At 73.0% G+C, this 21,712-nt stretch carries 20 protein-coding genes and 1 pseudogene; 17 read left to right on the top strand and 4 right to left on the bottom strand.

What is annotated here, in order from left to right:
• Positions 1-75: 75 nt before the first annotated feature.
• The 6 genes from pgeF (at position 76) to G6R25_RS25135 (ending at position 3,826) form a co-directional block, all read left to right on the top strand.
• Positions 76-759, top strand: a complete 684-nt coding sequence (pgeF, locus tag G6R25_RS10045; RefSeq protein ID WP_163552762.1) for a peptidoglycan editing factor PgeF — start codon at positions 76-78, stop codon at positions 757-759.
• Positions 756-1,613 (top strand): YggS family pyridoxal phosphate enzyme, encoded by an 858-nt coding sequence (locus G6R25_RS10040; protein ID WP_235947949.1) that lies wholly within the window; start codon positions 756-758, stop codon positions 1,611-1,613. The genes pgeF and G6R25_RS10040 overlap by 4 nt, the downstream gene beginning before the upstream one ends.
• A gap of 10 nt (positions 1,614-1,623) precedes the next feature.
• The gene (locus G6R25_RS10035; RefSeq protein WP_163552765.1) at positions 1,624-2,166 is read left to right on the top strand and encodes a cell division protein SepF; all 543 of its coding nucleotides are present in this window, start codon (positions 1,624-1,626) and stop codon (positions 2,164-2,166) included.
• Between the two features lie 90 nt (positions 2,167-2,256).
• Positions 2,257-2,511: a YggT family protein gene (locus tag G6R25_RS10030; protein WP_163552760.1), complete on the top strand. Its 255-nt coding sequence runs from the start codon at positions 2,257-2,259 to the stop codon at positions 2,509-2,511.
• Between the two features lie 93 nt (positions 2,512-2,604).
• Positions 2,605-3,564: a DivIVA domain-containing protein gene (locus G6R25_RS10025; RefSeq protein ID WP_163552759.1), complete on the top strand. Its 960-nt coding sequence runs from the start codon at positions 2,605-2,607 to the stop codon at positions 3,562-3,564.
• 106 nt (positions 3,565-3,670) lie between these two features.
• The gene (locus G6R25_RS25135) at positions 3,671-3,826 is read left to right on the top strand and encodes a hypothetical protein (protein ID WP_165699152.1); all 156 of its coding nucleotides are present in this window, start codon (positions 3,671-3,673) and stop codon (positions 3,824-3,826) included.
• A gap of 71 nt (positions 3,827-3,897) precedes the next feature.
• On the opposite strand, the gene ileS is transcribed toward G6R25_RS25135, so the two are convergent.
• Entirely contained in the window at positions 3,898-7,083 is a 3,186-nt protein-coding gene (gene ileS / locus G6R25_RS10020; protein ID WP_163552758.1) for an isoleucine--tRNA ligase, read from the bottom strand.
• Positions 7,084-7,570: 487 nt separating this feature from the next.
• On the opposite strand from ileS, the gene lspA reads away from it, so the two are divergent.
• The 7 genes from lspA (at position 7,571) to G6R25_RS09985 (ending at position 14,051) form a co-directional block, all read left to right on the top strand.
• Positions 7,571-8,269, top strand: coding sequence for a signal peptidase II (gene lspA / locus G6R25_RS10015; protein ID WP_163552757.1), 699 nt, complete (start codon positions 7,571-7,573; stop codon positions 8,267-8,269).
• Complete coding sequence (locus G6R25_RS10010; RefSeq protein WP_163552756.1) at positions 8,266-9,207, top strand: RluA family pseudouridine synthase; 942 nt, start codon at positions 8,266-8,268, stop codon at positions 9,205-9,207. The genes lspA and G6R25_RS10010 overlap by 4 nt, the downstream gene beginning before the upstream one ends.
• Entirely contained in the window at positions 9,204-10,310 is a 1,107-nt protein-coding gene (locus G6R25_RS10005) for a hypothetical protein (RefSeq protein WP_235947948.1), read from the top strand. The genes G6R25_RS10010 and G6R25_RS10005 overlap by 4 nt, the downstream gene beginning before the upstream one ends.
• Before the next feature lie 178 nt (positions 10,311-10,488).
• A complete protein-coding gene (locus G6R25_RS10000; RefSeq protein ID WP_163552755.1) occupies positions 10,489-11,133 on the top strand; it encodes a DUF6308 family protein in 645 nt (214 codons plus the stop codon).
• Positions 11,134-11,182: 49 nt separating this feature from the next.
• On the top strand, positions 11,183-12,145 hold the full coding sequence (locus tag G6R25_RS09995) for an ABC transporter ATP-binding protein (RefSeq protein ID WP_163552754.1): 963 nt from the start codon (positions 11,183-11,185) through the stop codon (positions 12,143-12,145).
• 40 nt (positions 12,146-12,185) lie between these two features.
• A complete protein-coding gene (locus tag G6R25_RS09990; RefSeq protein WP_419469335.1) occupies positions 12,186-13,076 on the top strand; it encodes an ABC transporter permease in 891 nt (296 codons plus the stop codon).
• Between the two features lie 210 nt (positions 13,077-13,286).
• Positions 13,287-14,051: a hypothetical protein gene (locus tag G6R25_RS09985; protein ID WP_163552753.1), complete on the top strand. Its 765-nt coding sequence runs from the start codon at positions 13,287-13,289 to the stop codon at positions 14,049-14,051.
• Between the two features lie 99 nt (positions 14,052-14,150).
• Here the strand turns inward: G6R25_RS09985 and G6R25_RS09980 are convergent, their stop codons facing one another.
• Complete coding sequence (locus G6R25_RS09980; protein WP_163552752.1) at positions 14,151-14,825, bottom strand: LON peptidase substrate-binding domain-containing protein; 675 nt, start codon at positions 14,823-14,825, stop codon at positions 14,151-14,153.
• A 277-nt stretch (positions 14,826-15,102) separates the two neighbouring features.
• Between G6R25_RS09980 and G6R25_RS09975 the strand changes: the two genes are divergently transcribed.
• Positions 15,103-15,474, top strand: coding sequence for a hypothetical protein (locus G6R25_RS09975; RefSeq protein ID WP_163552751.1), 372 nt, complete (start codon positions 15,103-15,105; stop codon positions 15,472-15,474).
• Here the strand turns inward: G6R25_RS09975 and G6R25_RS09970 are convergent.
• Positions 15,471-17,662: pseudogene (locus G6R25_RS09970) on the bottom strand (DUF8189 domain-containing protein). The gene G6R25_RS09975 and the pseudogene G6R25_RS09970 overlap by 4 nt on opposite strands.
• Before the next feature lie 196 nt (positions 17,663-17,858).
• Positions 17,859-18,134: a hypothetical protein gene (locus G6R25_RS09965; RefSeq protein WP_136447066.1), complete on the bottom strand. Its 276-nt coding sequence runs from the start codon at positions 18,132-18,134 to the stop codon at positions 17,859-17,861.
• 161 nt (positions 18,135-18,295) lie between these two features.
• On the opposite strand from G6R25_RS09965, the gene G6R25_RS09960 reads away from it, so the two are divergent.
• From G6R25_RS09960 to G6R25_RS09950, 3 genes are all read left to right on the top strand, one after another.
• Positions 18,296-19,147: a Nif3-like dinuclear metal center hexameric protein gene (locus tag G6R25_RS09960; protein ID WP_163552750.1), complete on the top strand. Its 852-nt coding sequence runs from the start codon at positions 18,296-18,298 to the stop codon at positions 19,145-19,147.
• Positions 19,148-19,229: 82 nt separating this feature from the next.
• A complete protein-coding gene (locus G6R25_RS09955) occupies positions 19,230-19,973 on the top strand; it encodes a zinc ribbon domain-containing protein (protein WP_163552763.1) in 744 nt (247 codons plus the stop codon).
• Positions 19,974-20,010: 37 nt separating this feature from the next.
• Positions 20,011-21,147, top strand: coding sequence for a bifunctional RNase H/acid phosphatase (locus tag G6R25_RS09950; protein WP_136447064.1), 1,137 nt, complete (start codon positions 20,011-20,013; stop codon positions 21,145-21,147).
• Positions 21,148-21,712: the final 565 nt, after the last annotated feature.

Genomic DNA, 21,712 nt, shown 5'->3' with positions numbered 1-21,712 from the left:
GGCCGATCGTCGACGACGACGAGCTGGACGTGCCGGACTTCCTTAAATAGCTCACACGAGGGGAGACTTCCGGCCATGCCGGTTCTGTTCACCTCGCGTGCGGACGGGGTCAGCGCTGTGCCGTTCGGGGGGCTCAACCTCGGTGATCACGTCGGCGACGCCCCGGGCGCCGTCGCCGCCAACCGGCACCGGCTGGCGGCGCGGTTGCGGATGCCGGTGCAGTACATGCGCCAGGTACACGGCACGCGGGTCGTCGTCGCCCGCGCGCCCGCCCCGCCGCCGCAGGCGGACGCGCTTGTCACCGACGTGCCAGGTCTGGCGCTGGCGGTGATGGTCGCCGACTGCGCGCCGGTGGTGTTCGAGTCCCCGGCGGCGGTGGGGGTCGCGCACGCCGGGCGGGCCGGCATGGCCGACGGGGTGATCGACGCGACCCTGGCGGCGTTCGACCGGCTGGGCGTCGCGCCACATCGGCTCACGGTCACCGTCGGCCCGTGTGTGTGCGCGGGCTGCTACGAGGTGCCGGCGGAGCTGCGCCGGGAGGTCGAGCGGCGGGTGCCGGGCAGCGCGGGGTCGACGCGGCGGGGGACCGCCGCGATCGACCTGCGGGCCGGCATCCACCATCAGCTCACCGCGGCGGGTGTGACCGATATCGCCATCGCGACCCGCTGCACCGCGGAGGACCCGGAGCTCTACTCCTACCGCCGGGACGGCCGCACCGGCCGGTTCGCCGGCGTGGCATGGCTCGGGCCGGACGCGTGATCGGGCGTGCGGACCCGCCCGCCGGGACCCGGCCGATCGCGGCGGGGGGCGACCCGGCCCGCCGGGCGGAGCTCGCCCGTCGACTGACCGTGATCGAGGAACGGATCGCCGTCGCGGCGCGGGCGGCCGGCCGCGATCCGGCCGGGCTCACCCTCATCGCGGTGAGCAAGACCTGTCCGGCCGACGACGTCGTGATGCTGCACACGCTCGGGGTGTGCCAGTTCGCCGAGAACCGCGAGCAGGAGGCCGGCCCGAAGGTGAGTATGGTCACGCGCCTACTCGCCATGCCGGGCGACGATCCGTCGGCCGGTGACGCGGCCGGGCCGGGCGGGGCGGCGGGCGGGCCCGACCTCACCTGGCACTTCATCGGCCAACTCCAGCGCAACAAGGCCCGATCCGTTCTGCGTTGGGCGGACTGGGTGCATTCGGTGGACCGATCGAGCCTGGTCGGCGTCCTGTCCAGGCTCGCGGTTGAGCGTGGCCGCTCGTTGTCGATCTGCCTGCAGGTCTCGTTGGACTCGCAGAGTGATTCCGGGGGTCGGGTGAGGCCCGTGGTCGCCGATTCGGGCCGGGGTGGCAGTGATGTCGCGGAGCTCGCGGCACTGGCTGATCTTGTCGAGGAGGCGCCCGGGCTGACACTGCGCGGCGTGATGGCGGTTGCTCCCCGTGGTGAACCGGTACGTCCCGCATTCGCTCGGCTGCGAGCCGTTGCCGAACGGCTGGTCATGGACCACCCTCAGGCCACCGTCATCAGCGCCGGCATGTCAGGCGATCTTGAGGTCGCGGTGGCCGAAGGCGCGACACACCTTCGGATCGGGACCGCTTTGTTCGGTGAACGGCCTGGTGTCCCTTAGAGTCGCGCCCATGGGGCTCGGGCGCAGGGCGATGGTCTACCTCGGTCTGGCCGAGGAGGACGAGGACTATCTCGACGACGACTACGACGACGGTCGTGCGGTAGGCCATGACGATCGGCGTGTTATGCACGAACCGGTCCCGATGGACCGCACGGTCCGTCGGATCGACGCACGGGAGGAGCCGGTCGCCATGCCGCGACGTCTACCGGTCGAACCACTGCGCCCCGCGGGACCTGTGCCGATGCGGCGAGTGGTGCCCGTCGAGGAGCCGCACCCCTACCGGATCACGACGCTCCAGCCACGTAGCTACAATGAGGCGCGGCAGATCGGCGAGGAGTTCAGGGACGGTACCCCCGTTATCATGAACCTCACCGACATGGACGACGTCGACGCCAAACGGCTGGTCGATTTCGCCGCTGGGCTGATCTTCGGGTTGCGTGGCGACATCGAGAAGGTGACCAACAAGGTCTTCCTGCTCTCGCCGCACAACGTCGAGGTCACCGAGACGGACAAGCGACGCATCCGCGAGGGTGGGTTCTACAACCAGTCATGACGCCGGAGCGCGGACCAGCCACGCGCCCCCCAGGTCCCCAGGTCCCCAGGAGAGAGCACCATCAGCACACTAGGCAGCTTGATCTCATGGGTGCTGCTGGTCTACTTCCTGTTCCTGATAGCCCGGTGGATCACTGACCTTGTTCTCCTCCTCGGTCGTTCGTTCCGTCCGACCGGCCCACTGTTGTTGATCTTCGAATCCGTGTACACGGTGACTGACCCCCCGTTGCGGTTCATCCGACGCATCCTGCCCCCGTTGAGGGTGGGTAGCGTATCGCTTGACCTCGGGTATCTGGTGCTCTTCCCGGTGATCTTGGTGCTGCGGAGCTATGCCCAGAGGCTGTAACGGGGTTGTGTGCACACCGCGAACGCGGGCGCGGCAGACTGCCCGCAGACCGCCCTCTCTTCGGGGAGCGGCGATGCCGCACGAGGAGGCGACGTGGCTCTGACACCACAGGACGTACAGAACAAGGTCTTCAGTCCGACGAGGTTTCGTACCGGCTACAACGAGGACGAGGTCGACATCTTCCTCGACGAGGTCGAGGTGGAGCTGACCCGGCTGCTTGACGAGAACAGCGATCTGCGCCGGCAGCTCGACGAGGCCCGCCGCTCCGGCGGCGGTGGCCCGGGTGCGCCCGCCCAGATCCTCGAGGAGAACCAGGGGCTGCGTCGCCAGGTCGAGGAGACCCGCCGCCAGCTGGCGCAGGTCCAGGCGGCCCAGGCCGCCCGGGAGCGCGCGCAGCAGCAACAGCAGGCGCCCCCGCCGCCCGCTGTGCAGGGCGGCGCCCCGACCACGGTGATCCCCGCGGTCGGCTCGGGTGGCGGCGGCGTGCCGGCCCGCGCAGGCGCCGGCCAGGCCTCCGAGGCCGAGATCGAGCAGCGGGTCGCCCGCACGCTCGTCCTGGCCTCACGCACCGCCGACGAGGCGCTGCGTGAGGCGCGCGCCGAGTCCGAGCGTGCTCGCCGCGAGGCCCGCTCTGACGCCGACCGCATCATCGGCGAGGCTCGTGCCCACGTCGCCGAGCAGCTGGGCGGCCTGGAGGACGACAAGCGTTGCCTGGAGGGCCAGGTCGAGCAGCTACGAGCGTTCGAGCGCGAGTACCGCACCCGGCTGCGGGCTTACCTGGAGATGCAGCTGCGGGACCTGGACGGCATGCCGACCCAGCCGCCGGCCGTCGGTGTGGGCAACGCCCCCCGGCCCGGTCTGAACCCCGGCGGGCCGACGCCACCCCCGGCGGTGGGGATGGGTCCGAACGGCATCCAGCAGAGCCCCGGCCACCAGCCGACGTTCCCGCCCGGCCCGCCGATGCCCGCCGGCGCCATCGCCCGTGACAACGGCCACGGCCGCCCGGATCTGGACCCCAACCGGCGCGACGTGTCCGGCATGCAGGAGTTCTGATCCGTCGGGTCTGCTCACCCCGCCCCGTCGGGAGCGGCCCGGCCCTTGGCCGAGGTAGCGCCCGGCGCTTCACTCCGTCGTCCTCCCCGCAGCGCGGGGACGCGGCATGCTGATTCTCTGTGGTGTGCTCATTGCTTTGTGTGGGGTGCTGGCCGTGGTCGGCATCGTCGCCGGCAGCGGATTCGTCTACGCGTCCCTGATCCTGACTCTCGTCGCCGCGGTGCTGCTGCCGTTCGGCGCGCTGCGCCGAACGTCCTCCTGACGGCCGCGGCCGTCAGGAGGCGCCGGGATCATCGCCGGCAGGCTGCTCGCCTGCGCCTGACCGGGCCGCGCTCAGCCGGCCGCGGGGATGCCGGCCGCGGGGATGTGGCGTGCCAGGCTGAACACCAGGCCCAGCTCCCCGGTGGCCTCAGCGATGTCGGTGACCTCGGTGACCTCGGTGAAGGAGACCGCGAGCACCTCCTCGGCCACGGTGGCACCGTGAGCGCGCAGGGCGAGCGCGGTGTCCGCGCGGGTTGCCGACCAGCGCACGTCCACCCGGTCGGTGATGTCCAGACCGGCGGCCTTGCGCGCGTCCTGCAGCACCCGCACCACGTCGCGGGCGAGCCCGGCCCGGGCCAGCTCCGGGGTGATCTCCAGATCGAGCGCGACCGACAGGCCGGACTCGGCGGTGACCGCCCAGCCCTGCCGTGGTGTCTCCGTGATGATCAGCTCGTCGCCGGACAGCTCCACGGGCTCGCCGTCCACGTCGACGGTCAGCCGGCCGTCGACGGGCGCCCCGGCGCCGGTGATGGCGGCCGCAACCGCCTTGGTGTTCTTGCTGAAGCGCCGGCCCAGGGCGCGGAAGTTCGGCTTCACGGTGATGTCCACGACGTCCGAGGTGGCTGCCTCGACGACGGTGACGTTGAGCTCCTCGGCGATCTGGGCGCGCAGCTCGGCGGACAGCTCGCCGAAGGCGGCGGCGCCGACGACGGCCCGGGGCAGCGGCTGGCGGGTGCGCACCCCGCTGCCGGCCCGCGCGGCGCGACCGAGTTCGACGATCCGCCGCACGAGGTCCATCTGGGTGGACAGCCGTGGGGAGTGCAGGTCGGCCGGCAGCTCGGGCCAGGACGCCAGGTGCACCGAGTCGGGTGCCTTCGCCGACGCGTCGGCGAACAGCCGGGCCCACAGCCAGTCGGTCAGGAACGGCGTGAACGGGGCCATCACCCGGGTCAGCGCGTCCAGGCAGGTGTACAGGGTGGCGAGAGCATCCGGGTCGCCGGCCCAGAACCGCCGACGGGACCGGCGGACGTACCAGTTGGACAGGTCGTCGATGAACCGGGCGATCCGCCGCCCGGCGCGCAGCGAGTCGAAACCGGCGAGCGCCTCGTCGACCTCGCCCACCGTGGCCGCGAGCTCGGACAGCGCCCAGCGGTCGAGCACGTGCCGCTCGGCCGGGGCCGCCGCGGCCGGGCCCTCGCCGGGACGCCAGCCGGCGGCAGCGGCGTACAGCGCGAAGAAGGAGGCGGTGTTCCAGTAGGTCAGCAGGACCTTGCGGACGATGTCCTCGATCGCCTCGTGGCCGACCCGGCGGTCCGACCACGGGGAACCGCCGGCGAGCATCAGCCAGCGGACCGCGTCCGCTCCGTGCCGCTCGAACAGCTCGAACGGGTCGAGGACGTTGCCCACGTGCTTGCTCATCTTGCGGCCCTCGGCGTCGAGCAGCAGCCCCAGGCACAGCACCGTCTCGTACGAGGAACGGTCGAACACCAGGGTGCCGATCGCCATCAGGGTGTAGAACCAGCCGCGGGTCTGGTCGATCGCCTCGCAGATGTACTGCGCCGGGTACTGCCGGGCGAAGTCCTCGGCGCCCTGGTGCGGCGCGCCCCACTGGGCGAACGGCATCGCGCCGCTGTCGTACCAGACGTCGATCACCTCGGGCACCCGGTGCGCGGTCGCGCCGCAGGTCGGGCAGGCGATGGTGACCTCGTCGACAAACGGGCGGTGCGGGTCGAGCTCGGCGAGATCGCGCCCGGCGAGCTCGGACAGCTCCGCGATCGAACCGACGCAGACGAGATGGTCCGGGTCGTCGTCGCAGCGCCAGACCGGCAGCGGCGTGCCCCAGTAGCGGTTACGGGACAGCGCCCAGTCGACGTTGCCGCGCAGCCACTCGCCGTAGCGGCCGTTCTTGATCCGCTCCGGGTGCCAGTCCGTCGCCGCGTTCTGGGCCAGCAGCTGGTCGCGGATCATCGTGGTACGGATGTACCAGGACGGCAGCGGGTAGTAGATCAGCGGGGTGTGGCAGCGCCAGCAGTGCGGGTAGCTGTGGGTGTAGGTCTGGGCCCGCCACAGCCGGCCCCGCTCGCGCAGGTCGGCGATCAGCGGGGCGTCGGCGTCCTTGAAGAACATCCCGCCGACCAGCGGGGTGTCGGCGAGGAACCGGCCGTCGGTGCCGATCGGGTTGACCACGGGCAGGCCGGCGGCGCGGCAGACCGCGAGGTCCTCCGCGCCGAACGCCGGCGACTGGTGCACCAGGCCGGTGCCGTCGGTGGTGGTGACGTAGTCGGCGAGCACCACCGAGTGCGGCGTGCCGGTGCCGGCGGCGAACCGCTCGACTTCCAGCAGCTCGAACGGGCGGGCGTAACGGGCGCCGGCGAGCGCCGCGCCGCGGAAGCGCTCGACGACCTCGGCGTCCTCGCCGACGGCGGCGGCGATCAGCGGCTCGGCGACGACGAACAGCTCGCCGCCGGCAGCGCGGACCAGCGCGTAGTCGACGTCCGGGTGGACGGCGACGGCGGTGTTCGACACCAGCGTCCACGGCGTCGTCGTCCACACGAGCAGCTGCGCGCCGCGCTCGGCGAGCCCGAGGGCGTCGGCGACCAGCGGGAAACGGACGTAGACCGACGGGTCGTCCACGTCGGCGTAGCCCTGGGAGACCTCGTGGTCGCTCAGCGGTGTCTCGTCGCGCGGGCAGTAGGGGGTGACGCGGAAGTCCTCGACCAGCAGACCTTTGTCGAAGATCTGCTTCAGCGACCACCAGACGCTCTCGATGTAGCTGGTGTCCATCGTGCGGTAGGCGCCGTCGAGGTCGACCCAGTAGCCCATCCGCTCGGTCATCGCGGAGAAGTCGGCGACGTGGCGCAGCACCGACTCGCGGCAGCGGGCGTTGAACTCGGCGATGCCGTAGGCCTCGATGTCGTTCTTGCTGGTGAAGCCGAGTTCCTTCTCCACCGCGAGCTCGACGGGCAGCCCGTGGCAGTCCCAGCCGGCGCGGCGGGGAACTTGGAAGCCCTTCATCGTCCGGTACCGGGGGAACAGGTCCTTGAAGACCCGCGCCTCGACATGGTGGGCGCCCGGCTTGCCGTTCGCGGTCGGCGGCCCCTCGTAGAAGACCCACAGCGGGCGGTCCGCCGTGGACTCCAGCGAACGGTGGAAGATCTTGGCGTCACGCCAGCGGGCGAGCGTCTCGCGTTCGAAGGCGGGCAGATCCACCTGCCCGGGCAGCGGGGCGAAGGTGGGGGTACGCGGGGCGGTGGTCATCGTGGCGGACCCGGTCTTCCTCGGTCGTGGCTGGCGTCGGACCAACGGAGGGACGACGCCTCACCGGCCGCGCGGAGGCGATGGCCGGCGAGCCTGCCCGCCGCCACGTCCCGCCCGGGACCGGGGGGTACCGCGGTACCACCCTCCTTGCACGCCCCGCCCGACCGATCCGCCGGTGGCGGACCGGGCCGTGGGACGGCCTCTCGTCAAAGCTCGCGGCGGCCGGATCTACTGGGGCACCGCCGGCTCGCGCCCGCGGGATCCCGTTCTGCCGACGGCTCGGGGGTGATCTTCGCAGCGCGCTGGCCACCGGGCTTCCACCAACCCCGGCTCGCTCAGGCTGCGCCCGCCGCTACTCGTCCCCGTCGACGCCGTGCCGCTGCGGAGAAGTCTAGTCGACCGTTCGGCGGCTCGGTCGGTGCCAGGCGGGGAGCGCCGGCGCTCCCCGTGCGCGCCGGCCCGTAGAGTGGATCGGGTGGGAGAGGCGATGACCATCGGGAGCAGCGTGTCCGAAGATCCCGTCGGCCGTGGGTCGGCCGCGACGAGCGGCGGCGTGGGCGCGTCGCGGCGTCCGGTGGTCACGCTGACGGCGGCCGCCGTCGTGATCCTGCTTCTCGACATCGTCACCAAGCACATTGCGGTGGCCCAGCTGTCCGACCGTGGTCCCGTCAACGTCATCCCCGGTGTTCTCGACCTACAGCTGACCCGCAACTCCGGGGCCGCGTTCAGCCTGGCCGGCGGGGCGACCGTCGTGCTCAGCCTCGTCGCGCTCGCCGTGATAGCGGTCGTGGTCTTCGCTGCCCGCCGGCTGCGGTCGGTGGGCTGGGCGATCGTGCTCGGCGCCCTGCTCGGCGGCGCGCTGGGCAATCTCACCGACCGAATCTTCCGCGCCCCCGGCCCGCTGCGCGGCCACGTCGTCGACTTCGTCCACCTGCACCACTGGCCGATCTTCAATGCCGCCGACTCGGCGATCGTCTGCGGCGGCATCCTCGCCGTCGTGTTGTCGTTGCTGGGCATCGGGCTGGACGGCACCCGCTACGGCGACTCCGGCGAGGCCGGCTCCGGCGCGGGTGAGGCCGCGCCCGGCGCCGATAGCCGTGGCGTCGCGCCGGTCGCCGGGGACGGCGGTGTGATCCGGGCCGATCCGCCCGCCGGCCGAGGCGGCGTCGGGCCGGGCGGGCCGTGACCGGCGTCGGCGGAGACCTGCGTTCGCTGCCGGTCCCGGACGGACTCGACGGCTTCCGCCTGGACGCCGCGATCGCGCGGATGTTCGGGCTGTCGCGGACCGCGGCCGCCACCCTCATCGACGACGGCCAGGCCAGCCTCGACGGCCGGATCCGGGGTCGGTCCGACCGGGTCAGCGGCGGCGCCTGGCTGGAGGTGCGGTTACCCGCCCCGCCGCGCCCGATGACCGTGGAGCTGACCCCGGTGGGGGGGCTCGGCATCCTGCATGACGACGACGACATCGTGGTGGTCGACAAGCCGCCCGGCGTGGCCGTCCACCCGGCCCCCGGCTTCACCGGGCCGACCGTGATCGGGGCGTTGGCCGCGGCCGGCTATCGCATCTCCACCTCGGGCGCCGCGGAGCGGCAGGGGGTCGTGCACCGCCTCGACGTCGGCACTTCCGGGGCCATGGTCGTCGCTAAGAGCGAGCGTGCCTACACGCTGTTGAAGCGGGCCTTCCGTGAACGCCAGGTGGACAAGCGCTACCGCGCCGTCGTGCAGGGCCATCCCGACCCGCTCAGCGGCACCGTCGACGCGCCGACCGACCGCCATCCCCGCCGGCCGGGCCTGTTCGCCGTCGTCGCGGACGGCAAGCCCAGCGTGACCCACTACGACCTGGAGGAGGCGTTCCGCTCGGCGTCGCTGCTGTCGATACGCCTGGAGACCGGCCGGACCCATCAGATCCGGGTGCACATGTCGGCCCTGCGTCATCCTTGCCTCGGTGACCTGGCCTATGGGGCCGATCCCACCCTCGCCGAGCGCCTCGGCCTGACCCGGCAATGGCTGCACGCGGCCCGCCTGTCGTTCGATCATCCCGGTCACGGCGGCCTCGTCGAGTTCACCAGCCCGGATCCGGCCGACCTGGCGGAGGCGGTGGATCGGCTGCGGGAGCAGGCATGACCGAACCGGCGGCGGTCGAGAAGCCGTCCCCGCCGATTCCCGACGCCGCTGCGGCCGTGCCCGCGCAGGCGCCGCTGTCCCCGCTCGACCGGCTCGACGACGCCGTGCTGCCGGCGGTGTTCCGCGCCCTCGACGCCGCCCGGTCCCGCCTCGCAGACCCCGCCGATCGTGAGGCCGGCCGGGCCCGGCGGCTAGCCGAGCGGGCCCGGCACGGGCGGGCGGGCGACGACGAGCCGGTCGACACCGAGACCGGCGGCTCGCCGGCCCTGCTCGACGTGGTCGGCGTCGCACCCGGGGGCGTGGTGGACCGCGGGGCGCGGGTGCTCGTCCTCGGTCTCGTCGCGCTGATCGTGGTGAGTGCGGCGGCGGCGATGCTGCAGAGCGTCGACCGGGACCGGCCGTCCAACGCGACGGCGCCCGCGGCCGCGCCGACGGGCTCCCCACCGGCGGCCACCCCACCGGCGGCGCAGCCCGTGACACCGACGGTGACGATCGGCCCCGGTGCCCACGACTCGGTCGCCGAGTACCTCGGGGCGAGCCGGCAGAACCTCGCGTCCCTGACCGCCGCCGCACCCGCCGCGGACCTCTACGCCGTCGCGAGCCTCACCGGCCCGGCCACCCCCGACCAGTTGATCGACCTTTTCGGCAGCTACCGGGCCGTGCAGGTGTTCTTCACCGCCGGGACCGGCGGGCAGGTCGAGCAGGCCACGGTGCGTGACCCGGTCGCCGACGTCCACGCCGCGTTCGCTTCGGCGGCGGCGCAGGCGCAGGCGCGCGCCGCGAGCGAGGCGCGAGCCGGCGACGCCGGTGCGGACAACCGGGACCGCCAGGCCGCGGCGCAGCTGCGGGCCGGGTGCGCGTGCCTGTTCGCCGCCGTGGTCCGGGCGCCGGCCGGCCGGTTGTCGCAGCTGGCGGCCGATCCGCGGGTTCGGACCGACGAGCGTGAGATTCATCCCACTGCCGCCGGATCGCCGCTGATTTCGGGCGCGGCGTCCTTCATTATCTGGCCGGGTCACTGCCATCCGGCCGAGGTGGCGTGGAGCTCGCGGGCCGCCGCCATCGTCGCCCCCTGGCACGGTCACGGCGGGCACGAGGGAGGATGAGGCACAACGCCCTCGTCAGCGCGGGGTTGCCCGGGCTCGGGGACGACGCCGGGCTTGGGGACGATGCCGGTCGCGGCGATGCGGGCAAGCATCCTTGAACGGCACCGGACAATGATCGACAACCGGGCGGGCACGACAACCCGACGATGACGACTACAGGACGATAAGGAGCCCAGGGGTGAAGTTGGCGAAAGGCACCCGAGAGGTCTTCGACGCGGAGAGCCTGGTGGAGGAGTACCTGGGCCCCCGCAAGCGCGGGCTGCGTTACGCCTACCCCTACTACGACGGACTGGTCACCAACGACGACCCGGACCTGCTGTGCACGGGCGACCTGCTCGCACCCAGCCTGCTCGGCGTGCACGTCGACGTCGACCGGATGCACACCCTGACCGCGCTCACGCCGCTGTTGCAACGGGCGCTGGACAAGCTGCCGCCCGGCATCGAACTGATCGAGGCCGAGGAGGTGACCCTCGACCTGGTTGCCGCGCTCTACGACCCGCTCGACGACCCCGACGTCTCCGACCGCGACGTCAAGGGCTCGCTGATCGCCAAGGTGCTGCATCGTAAGCGGCCCGCGCTCGTCCCCCTGTTCGACTCCAAGGTCCGGATCTTCTACCAGCACGAGGACTGCGTCCCGCCCTCCCCGCGCGACGGCCGCAGCTGGCGGCAGTACATGGGGTTGCTCGTCCGGGCCATGCAGTACGACCTTCGGGAGAACGCCGAGGAGTTCCGCCGGCTCGCCGCGCTGGTGCCGTCGACCGGCCCGCAGGTCACCCCGCTGCGCATGCTTGACGTCGTGGTGTGGATGAGCAGCGCAGTGTGACTCGTCCCCGACGACGGCCCGGGGCCATCGCCCGCAGCCGGCTGCGAGAATGGGCGACGTGCTGAGCTACGCCGTCCGCGGGCTCACCCGACGACATGGGGTGGGCGAGCACTCCGTCCTCGCCAACGACCGGATCGACCTCGACATCCGGCAGGGCGAGGTGTTCGGGGTGCTCGGCCCGAACGGCGCCGGGAAGACCACGCTGGTCCGTCAACTGATGGGTCTGCTGCGCCCCGACTCCGGGTCGATCATGATGTTCGGTCGCGACGTCCGCGCCGCCCCGGACCTGCCCGCCCGGCTGACCGGCTACCTCGGCCAGGACGACCTCGCTCTGGCCGAGCTGCCCGTCGCCACCGCGGTGGCGACCACCGCGCGGATGCGCGGCGTTTCCCGCGCGGCCGTGCGGGAGGTCCGGGACGCCATCCTCGACGAACTCGGCCTCACCGCGGTGGCGGACCGGCCGCTGGCCCGGCTCTCCGGCGGGCAGCGGCGGCTGGCCTGCGTGGCCACGGCGCTGGTCGGCGACCGCCCGGTCCTCGTCCTCGACGAGCCGACCACCGGGCTCGACCCGGCCGCCCGCCGAGCGGTGTGGGGGGCGTTACAGCACCGCCGGGACACGACGGGTACCACCGTCGTGCTGATCACCCACAACGTCCTGGAGGCGGAGTCGGTGCTCGACCGGGTCGCCGTCCTGGATTCCGGGCGGGTGATCGCCTGCGACACCCCCGGCCAGCTCAAGGCGTCGGTCTCCGGCGGCGTCCGGCTCGACCTCGCCTGGCGGCACGAACCGCCCTTCGACGACCCCACCGTCGCCATGCTCGCCGGCATCGCGACGACCAACGGCCGGCGCTGGACGGTCCGCCTGGACCCGGCGACCGCCCGGGAGGCCCTCGGACGGCTGACCACCGGCGCGGCCCTCGCCGCGCTGGACGATTTCAGCCTCGCCACCCCGTCCCTCGAGGACGTCTACCTCACCCTCGGCGGGGCGTCTCGAGACCTGGAGCGGACATGACTGTGCACGTGCGTCGTCCGGGCCAGCAGGAGTGGTCCCGATGACGATCGTCCCCGATGAGCGTAACGCGCCCGCGATCCTCTCGGCACTGCAGCCGGAACCGTCCCTGGAACCGTCGTCGGGGCCGTCCACGGTGCTGTTGCCGATTCCGATGCCGGCGAGGCTCGGGCCGCCGAAGATGCCGCTGGCCACCCCGTTCGGCACGGCGTTCGGCGCGGTCTACCGCGGGCAGCTCGCCCGGTCAAAGGTCGGCCGCATTCCGTTGCTGTTCGTGGCGTCGTTCCAGTCGATCGGAATCCTCGTCCTGCTGCGCGGCATCCTCGACGTCGACAACTCCATCGCCGCCGGCCAGGTCGTCGCGGGCTCCACCGTGCTGGTGGTCGCGTTCGTCGCGCTGAACCTGCTCGCCCAGCGCTTCGGCGCCCTGCGGGCGGCCGGCGCCCTCGACTACTACCTGACCTTGCCGATCCCGCCGGTGGCGGTCGTGCTGGGCACGGCCGCCTCCTACGCGACGTTCGCCGCGCCCGGCACGGTCATCACCGCCGTGGTCGGCGTCCTGCTCTACAACCTGCCGATAACGGGGCTGTGGCTGCTGCTGCCCGTCGTCGTGCTCTCCGGAGTGTGCCTGGCGGGTCTCGGAGCCGTGGTCGGCCTGATGGCCCCGCGTCCGGAGCTGGCGACCATCGCCGGTCAGCTCGGGATGAGCATCGTGCTGTTCCTCGGGGTCATCCCGGCGGACCGGCTGCCCGAGATCGGGCGGGTGGCCCGGGATGTGCTGCCGAGCAGCTACGCCGTGGACGCCCTCGCGGCCGCCTTCCAACCCGGTGTGGACTGGTCGAAGGTGGTTCTCGACCTCGCCGTCTGCGCGGCTGTGGGGATAGCGGCGCTGACCGTCGCGGCGGTGACGCTGCGCCGCGTCGGAACTGCCTGACCCGAGCGCGCCGCCCGTGCCGGAGGCCAGGCCTGTGGCTGTGACCTGTGCCTATGCCCGCGGCTGTGGGCAGCTCCCGGAACCACTGTCGCACCCAGTGTGGTCGGGCTGGCCGCCCGGCAGGATAGTGTCAACCGTCCGCGGTGGCCGGCGCCGCCGCCGAACGTCATGCGGGCGGGGAGACGGACACCTCTTGGCGGGGCGGGCGACGTGACCGAGCGTTCATCGGATTTCCGGGGGGTCCCGACGGACCGACCGGGAGTCGAGACGTCCCCGGACTCCCCGTCGCCGGCCCGCTCGCGGCGGCCGGTGCCGCTCGGTGTCCGTCCGGACCTGCTCGTGGGGCTGATCTGCGCGGTGGCGATGGCGGTCGTCGGATTCCCCCTCGGCCTGCTGTGGGCCGTCGTCGCGCCGCACCTCGACATCACCGGCGCTCTGCACGGCAACGAGTCGGCGTTCGCGGTCCAGAGCGACATCGACGCCCGCTTCGCGATGATCTGTGCGATCGCCGGGCTCGTCGGTGGTCTGCTGGCGTTCTGGCGGGCCCGGGACGCGGGTTTCCCGGTGCCGCTCGGGCTCGCCGCGGGCGGCACCGGCGGTGCGCTGATCGCCGGCTGGATCGGCCACCTGCGCCGCTCCCCGGACCTGCTGCACAGCCTGCCGCCCAACGCCTCGCCGATGCTCGTGGACCTGGTCGACCTGCGGGTCCGCGCGCACGGGCTCTACCTGGTCATGCCGGTGGTCGCGCTGGGGGCCTTCGCGATCGGCCTGTGGGCGACCTCCCGGCCGAGCCGGCGCCTGCGCGCCGACGGCTCGCAGCCGCCCGACCCCTTCGCCGGTCCGGACGGCGCCGAGCCCGGACCCGCGGGCAAGGTCAAGGCCTCGGACGAGCTGCGGAGCCCGGCGGACGCCACGGGTCTGCAGACCTGGCCGGCGAGCGGGTCCCGGCCCGACGGCCCCCGGGCACCCGATTGACCCTGGCCGGTCACCCCTGGGCCCGGTGATGATCGTCGAGCCGGAGAACGGTGACTAACCTCCAGCAACTGGAGCCGCGTCCTGCGGTGCGGCGGCGGGTCAGTTCGGGCTCGGGTCGACCCGGCGCAGTTCGCTGGATCCGATGGTGGTGATCTTCTTGAGCAGGCCGACCTCACGGCGCAGAAGTGCCCGCTCGACGCGCAGCCGGGTGGCCGCGTCCGCCGTCGCGAGCAGGCCCTGGCGCTCGGTGAGGTCGGTGACGGCCGCCGCGGCGATCACGTAGGACAGGGCGATGGGATCGTCAGGCAGATCCGGCAGGGAGATCTGCACCGTGCCGGTGGCGGCCAGCCGCTCGGCGTAGGCGAGCATCAGCCGCTGCACGGGCACCACGCACTCGCGGGCGGCCTCGGCGTCACCGAGCTCGTCGGGCAGGAACTCTACCTCCCCCACCAGGTAGGGCGCGCTGTGCTGATCCACCGCGCCGACGCGGAAGCGCCGCCCGCCGACGGTGATCAGGGAGAAGCGGCCGTCCGGATGCTCCTGCACCCGGCGCAGCACCGCCGTGCAGCCGACGTCGTGGACCGCGGGCAACGCCGGCCCCGTCTCGCGGCCCCGCCGGATGGCCACGACCCCGAAACTGCGCGCCTCGTCGGCGGGCTGGGTGAGCAGCTCCCGGACCAGCGCGCGGTAGCGCTCCTCGAAGATCTCCAGTGGCAGCACGAGCCCGGGGAGCAGGACGGTGCCGAGCGGGAACAGCGGGAGCCGCGCGTCCATCGCCGGTACCCCCCCTTCTGACCCACCCAGGGTTGCGCTTCGCCCGAGTCGTGGATCGCCGATCGGCCGGCACCGCGGGGGTGCGCACCGCGGCGGGTCCACCGCGGCTAGCCGGGCGTGTGACATCAACCCTGTCTCGTGCCGGTCGCGGTGTCCATTCGCCGACCCCTGTGATTCTCGCCGAACGAGGGCGTGTCGGCGCCCCCGGTTGTCCGCCGGGGGTGGTGCCACCGGGCCCGGGGCTCCCCCCGACGGCCGTTCGGGCGAGAATGGGCCGGTGTGGGGAACCGAACGGGAGCTGCTGGTCGTCCTCGAGCATCCTGGCCGCGCCGAGGGTCCGCTGGCCGCGTTGGCCGAGTTCGGACGGGTGACCTCGGCGCTGCCGCCGCGGCTGGCGCTGCTGGCGGTGCCGGCGTCGCGGGCGGCGGAGGTGGGGGCCGGCGCGGGCGTGCGCGGCGTCTTCGTCGACGGGGTGCCCTCGGCGCTGCGGGAGACCCTCAGCCCCGCAGAGGTCCTGTTCGTCGACGGCTGGCTGGCGCGCCGCAGCGACAAGGACCGTCCCGCCCAGGGACGCCCCTGGGACGCCCCTGGGACCTTCCCCCCCGACCCGCCGCCGCCCGGCGCAGGCGCCGCCGACCCCGCCTGCTAGAACACCCGGCGCGGGGTCGACCAGGTCGCCCCCGACCCGGAGGAGCGCCACACCATGTGTAGCTCGTCGCCGACGCGGGCGAGGACCTCCAGGTGGCCGTCGAAGTTGCTCTGGATCATCGAGACGGCGTCGACCTTGCCCAGGGCGGCGGCGAACGGGCGCGGCCCGCTCCAGAACGGCGTCGGCACGCTGTTGTTCCGGTAGTAGTGGATGAGCCCGCCGCCGGAGGCGGGGACGACCACCTCGAAGTTTCGTGCGCCGCCGGCGAAGGTGCTCTGGATCAGCGCCGGGTTGCCCGCCACGCCCTGGCCGAATTCGGGCCCGGTCCGCCACACCGCGGCGTTGTCCCGGGTCAGGTGCACCAGCCGGCTGCCGATCCGGGCGACGGCCTCGAGCATGCCCGGACCGCCGCCGAGGGTGCCGTGGATGAGGCTGACCGCGTCGACCCGGCCCAGGTTCGCGCCGAACAGCCGTGGCGCGCTCCAGGGATAGCCGTAGACGTCGTGGTTGCGCCACAGGTGCAGGATGCCGACGTCTGCGGCCGGGATGAGCAGCTCGAAGTTGCCCTTCGTCCCCAGCCGGCTCTGGACGAGCGAGGGCACCCCGCTGACGCCCTGGGTGAGCTGCTTGGGGTCGTGCCAGGCGAACACCCCGGTGCTGTCGCGCCACAGGAAGGACAGCGTCGAGCCGACCCGGACGGCGACCTCCAGCGGCCCGGGGTTGGCCAGGGTGCTCTGGACCATGGTGAGGGCGTCGACGCGACCGAGGCCCTGCGCGGTCTGCCACGGGTCGCGCCAGGGGAAGCCGGTGGTGTCGTTGTCCCGCCACACGTGGGTGAGCCCCGCGAACGTCGACGGCACGACGACGTCGAAGTTGCCGGCGGTGCCGAGGCCCTTCGACTGGACCAGCGCCGGATTGCCGCCGACGCCGTGGCCCCAGCCGATGTGGCTGGGGGTGTACCGGCACAGCGCGAAGCTGTTGGAGCGCATCAGGCAGTCCACCGGTGCCGGGGCGCACGAGTCGCAGTTGCCGTTCGGGGCGGCGAACGCGCCCCACTGGCCGCCGCAGTCGCAGCCGGCGCCGCCGTACTCGTCCGGGGCGCCGAAGATGTGCCCGGTCTCGTGGGTGAAGACGCGGTCGATGTTGTCCGGGCCCCAGCCGTCGTTGGCGTACGACATGACGATCCGGGGGCCGCCGACCGACGAGTAGGCGAAGTAGCCCAGCGGGTACTTGGTGAAGAACGCGCAGTAGGCCCACTGGGTGCCGAGCCGGGCGCGCAGCGCGTCGACGTAGTCGTAGACGCCGTCGAAGTTGGCCGCGTGGCCGAGCCGGCTCATCGTCGGGTCCCGCCAGAGGGCCTCCAGATCGGTCGCCTTCGGGTCCGCCGGCACGGGCAGGCGCACGATCTGGATGTCGTAGTGGAACGTGAGGTCGGCCGCCGGGTTCGTGGTGGCGTACCAGGACAGCCCGTTCTGCACCTCGGCCACGACCTTGGTCCGCTCGGCCGCCGTGAACTGAAGATCGGCGCTCGGCCCCTCGACGAGGATCAGGCCGACGGCGACGGCGCCTTCCAGCTTCGAGCTGGTTGGGGAGCCGGCGGTGCCGGCGGTCGAGCTGGTGTCGGCTGCGCCCGCCGCGGTCAGCGTCATCAGTGGGCTCTGCCGGCCGGACCGGCCGTTGGCGGCGGCGAGCGGGGCCGAGTGGTCGGGATCCGGCCCGGTGGATCCTCGCGGCGGCGGGACGTCGGTGCAGGGCCGGTCCATGTCCCATGGATGGCCGTCACGGGGGCGGTCCTGCTTGAGCCGGCGGTAGGCGGTGCTGGCGCGCGCAGCCGGAAGGCGTCCAGACCCAGCGTCTCCGCCCGGTTCAGGCCGGGGGAGACGCCCGTGGTCGACACCACGTTGCCGTCGGCCGGGGGCAGCAGGCCCGCGCCGGTACGGGCCGCGAGCAGCCCCGCGCCATCGGGGGCGTCGCTCCGTGGGCGGCCGAGCACCTGGACCTGGCCGTAACGGTGCAGGATCCATTCACTACCGGTGACGGTGGGTGCCTCGTCGCCGGATGCCGGGTGGTCACTGTCGGCCGGGTCGGACACGCCGGCCCCGGCGAGAGCCGTCCGCAGCGAACGGCCGCCCGCCGGGTCGGTCGGGGTGATCAGGGCGCGTTCATCGACCGGTACGTCCCCCGCCATGCGTGATCGTTTTCCCTTCGGTGAGGAATGGCTGTGCGGAGTTGTATCGTGTTGCGGTGTTGTTGTGTCGGCTTTTGCGGAAGCAAGCGTCGGGCGTGCTGATCCGACCTGTTAGTTCCGGTTTGTCCCCATGATGTCCGCGCGGGTCGCCGCGCCCGGCGGTCGCCGGCAGGTCAGCCGACCGCCGGCGGGAGCGTCATCGCTCGGGTGGGAAGGGGTTCTGCCCGGGGGAAACGTCCGACCAGGGGGAGCCGACGGCTGACCGGTCCGGCGCACCCATCGACGGACCGCCCAGCGCGGCGCCGCCGGTCGCGGGACCATGCAGCCCGGATCCACCCGCCGGGGGCGCTGACATCGCGTCGGCGACCTTGCGCATGATTGCCTCGACCAGGCGGACGGCCTGGGGGGTCGAGAGGTTCAGCACAATCTCCGAATCCCCCGCGACCTGGAATCGCACCGAAACGTCCGCCATGACGAGTTCCCCTTCTTCGTGGCTCGCCACCCCTGCGCAGGGTGCGTTGCCAGGGGTGACGTTACGGGGCGAAGGGTGCGTCGCGTGCGGGACCTCGGCACGTCGGCTGGCACCGTGACCGGCTGACAGGCGACCGCGACCGTGCGGGTAGGGTCACCGTGATGAGCACCAGGTTGGCAACGGTCGGTGACTGCGTGGCCGTCTTGGAGCGGGCGTACCCGCCGGCCTGGGCGCAGTCGTGGGACGCGGTGGGGCTGGCCGTCGGCGACCCCGAGGCCCCCGTCTCCGCGGTGCTGTTCGCCGTCGATCCCACCGTCGAGGTGGCCGTCGAGGCGGCGGGCGGTGCCCAGCTGCTCGTCACCCACCACCCCCTGTTCCTGCGCGGGACCCACGGGGTGGCCGAGACCGGACCGGGCGGGCGGGTCGTCGCCACCCTGATCCGAGCCGGAGTCGCGCTGTACACAGCGCACACCAACGCCGACGTCGCGGACCCGGGCGTCAGCGACGCGCTGGCCGCGGCAATCGGCCTGTGCCGGGTCGGCCCGCTGGACCAGGGCCCGGCGCAGGCGGAGAACTCGGCGCCGACGGTGTGTCGGGGGCTGGGGCGCGTCGGTGAGCTGCCCGAGCCCGAGCCGCTGGACCGTTTCTGTGCCCGCGTCGCCCGGGCGCTGCCCGCGACGGCCGGCGGGGTGCGCGCGACCGGGGCCGCGGCCCAGCTCGTGCGTCGGGTCGCGGTATGCGGCGGTTCGGGCGGGGAACTGGCCGGTGCGGCCCGGGCCGCGGGCGCCGATGTCCTGGTCACCGCCGACGGACGGCATCACCATGTGCTCGACGCGGTGGGGGAGCATCCGATCGCCGTCGTCGACGTCGCCCACTGGGCGAGCGAGTGGCCGTGGCTCGCGCAGGCCGCAGCGCGTCTGGAAGCCGGACTGCGGACCCGGGGACGTACGGTGAGTGCATCGGTGTCCGCTATCGTGACCGATCCCTGGCGGTTGCACATTCCGTCCCGGTAGTCGGCGCCCCAGATGCGGATGCCCGGCTCGTCGGGCCGAGTTCGTGGCCGACGCCGATGAAGGACACACCGGTGAGGAGTTCATGAAGGCCGACCCAGCAATCCAGCTTCGCCTGCTCGACCTGCAGGCCCTCGACGCCGGCCTCGACCGGCTGGTCGCTCGTCGGCGTGGGCTGCCCGAGTTCGCCGTCATCACCGAACGCACCGCGGCCCTGAGCACCGTCGACGACGAGGTCGTCGGAGTGCGCACCGAGCTGGGGGACGTCACTCGCGCCCAGCGCAAGCTGGAAAACGAAATCGAGCTCGTCCGGACCCGCTCGGCCCGCGATTCGCAGCGGCTGGAGTCCGGGGCGGTGGCGAACTCCCGCGAGCTGGAGAACCTTCAGGCGGAGCTCGCCTCCCTGGCGCGGCGCCAGGGTGTCCTCGAGGACGACGCCCTGGAGAAGATGGAGGCCGTCGAGGGCCTGGAGGGGCAGCTCGCGACCCTCGCCCAGCGCCGCGCCGACCTGCAGGCCGAGGTCGACGCCGCGACCACCGCCCGCGACAAGACCTGCGCCGAGATCGACGCCGAGTCCGCCCGGCTGCGCCAGGACCGGGCGGCCCTCGCCCCGCAACTGCCCGAAGCGCTGGTGGCGTTGTACGAGCGGATCCGGGCCTCCTCCGGAGGGGTCGGTGCCGCGCCGCTGCTGCGCCGGCGCTGCCAGGGCTGCCATCTGGAGCTCTCCGGTGGCGACCTGCGAGCGGTCGCCGCGGCTCCCGCCGACGAGGTCGTGCGGTGCGAGGAATGTCGGCGCATCCTGGTCCGTACCCCCGAGTCGGGGCTGTAGCGGCAGGTCGGTTCGGGCAGGGCGAGGGGAGTCGTAGATGAGCACGGTGCGCAGGCTGATCGTCGAGGCCGACGGCGGATCCCGGGGTAATCCGGGCCCGGCCGGCTACGGCGCCCTGGTCCGGGACGCCGCGGACGGGACGGTCCTCGCCGAGCGCGCCGCTTCGATCGGCCATGCCACGAACAACGTCGCCGAGTACTCGGGCCTCATCGCCGGGCTGCGGGCCGCCGCCGAGATCGCCCCGGACGCCGAGGTGGAGGCCCGGTTGGATTCCAAGCTCGTCGTCGAGCAGATGAGCGGCCGCTGGAAGATCAAGCACCCGTCGATGCGTCCCCTGGCCGACGAGGCGGCCGCGATCGCCCGCACCCTGCGCTCCGTGCGCTACCAGTGGGTGCCCCGCGCCCGCAACGCCGACGCCGACCGTCTCGCCAACGAGGCGATGGACGCCGCCGCGGCCGGGCGGAGCTGGGAACCGTCGGTCCCGCAGTCGCCGGACCCGACGCCGCACCGCGCCCCCACGACCAATCGGCTCTCCGGCTGGATGGCCCCGCCCGCGCCGCCGACGACGACCGTGCTGCTGCGCCACGGCCAGACGCCACTGTCGGTCGACAAGCGGTTCAGCGGCACGGTGGAGGCCTCGCTGACCGACCTGGGGATGAGCCAGGCCGCCGCGGTCGCCGATCGGCTGCGCGACGAGCCGTTCGACCTGATCGTCAGCTCGCCGCTGAAGCGGGCCCGGCAGACCGCCGAGGCGCTGGGCCGCGACTACGTCGTCGACGACGACCTGCGGGAGACCAGCTTCGGTGCCTGGGAGGGGATGACCTTCGGCGAGGTGCGCGAACGATTCCCCGACGAGCTCAACGCCTGGCTCGCGGACCCGAACGTGCCGCCGCCGGGCGGGGAGAGCCTGATCTCCACGGTGACCCGGGTGGCCCGGGTCCGCGACCGGCTGCTCGTCGAGCAGCCCAGCAAGCGGGTCCTCGTCGTCTCGCACGTCACGCCGATCAAGGGCCTTACCCAGCTCGCGCTGGGCGCCGAGCCGATCGTCCTGTACCGCCTGCACCTGGACCTGGTCTCGCTGACCACGATCGACTGGTACTCCGACGGCCCTGCCGTGCTACGCGGCTTCAACGACACCCACCACGTCACCAACCACACCACCTACGGCGAGTAGGCCCGCGCGGCCGTCCCCGGGCCGGGACGGAGCGACTTCGGAACCGAGCGAGGCCGGGGCGGAGCCCTTTGCACTCGGTGCGGTGCCGTTCGTGCTCGGGACGATGCCGTTCGTGCTCGGGCCGGTGCCGATTGCGGTGCGTTCTGTATGGTCTCACCCAGAACGCACCGCAACGCTGCCCGCGCACCGCGACTGGTGGCTACTGGGCGCGGATCGCGGCCGGCCTGATCGGCCCCCTTTGGCTCAGTGGGCTGCCTGCCAGGCTGCCCGATCGCGGGTGCCGACGTCGTAGACGGGGCGGTCGGCGAGGGGACGGGCGAGGACGATGCCGATCCACCATCGCCGTTGAACTCCACCGTGACGGGCGTTCCGGCCGTGAGCGGTACCGGGCACATTCCTGATGCGGATCGGTCGTGACGGCTGTCGCTGGTCGATGCCGACGCGGACCTCGACCCGTGCGCGGTCAACGGTGGTTTCCCCGGGTTGAAAGGTGGTCGGGTCGCACGCAGGGCCGCGCGAAGGTCACTTTCCGTGCTGACTGGTTACTCTGGGTTGTGAGGAATGT

The organism is Candidatus Frankia alpina (genome assembly GCF_902806485.1).
GTDB lineage: Bacteria > Actinomycetota > Actinomycetes > Frankiales > Frankiaceae > Frankia > Frankia alpina.
The sequence above is the reverse complement of the archived record's forward strand: the minus strand, read 5'-3'. Positions and strand labels throughout refer to the sequence as shown.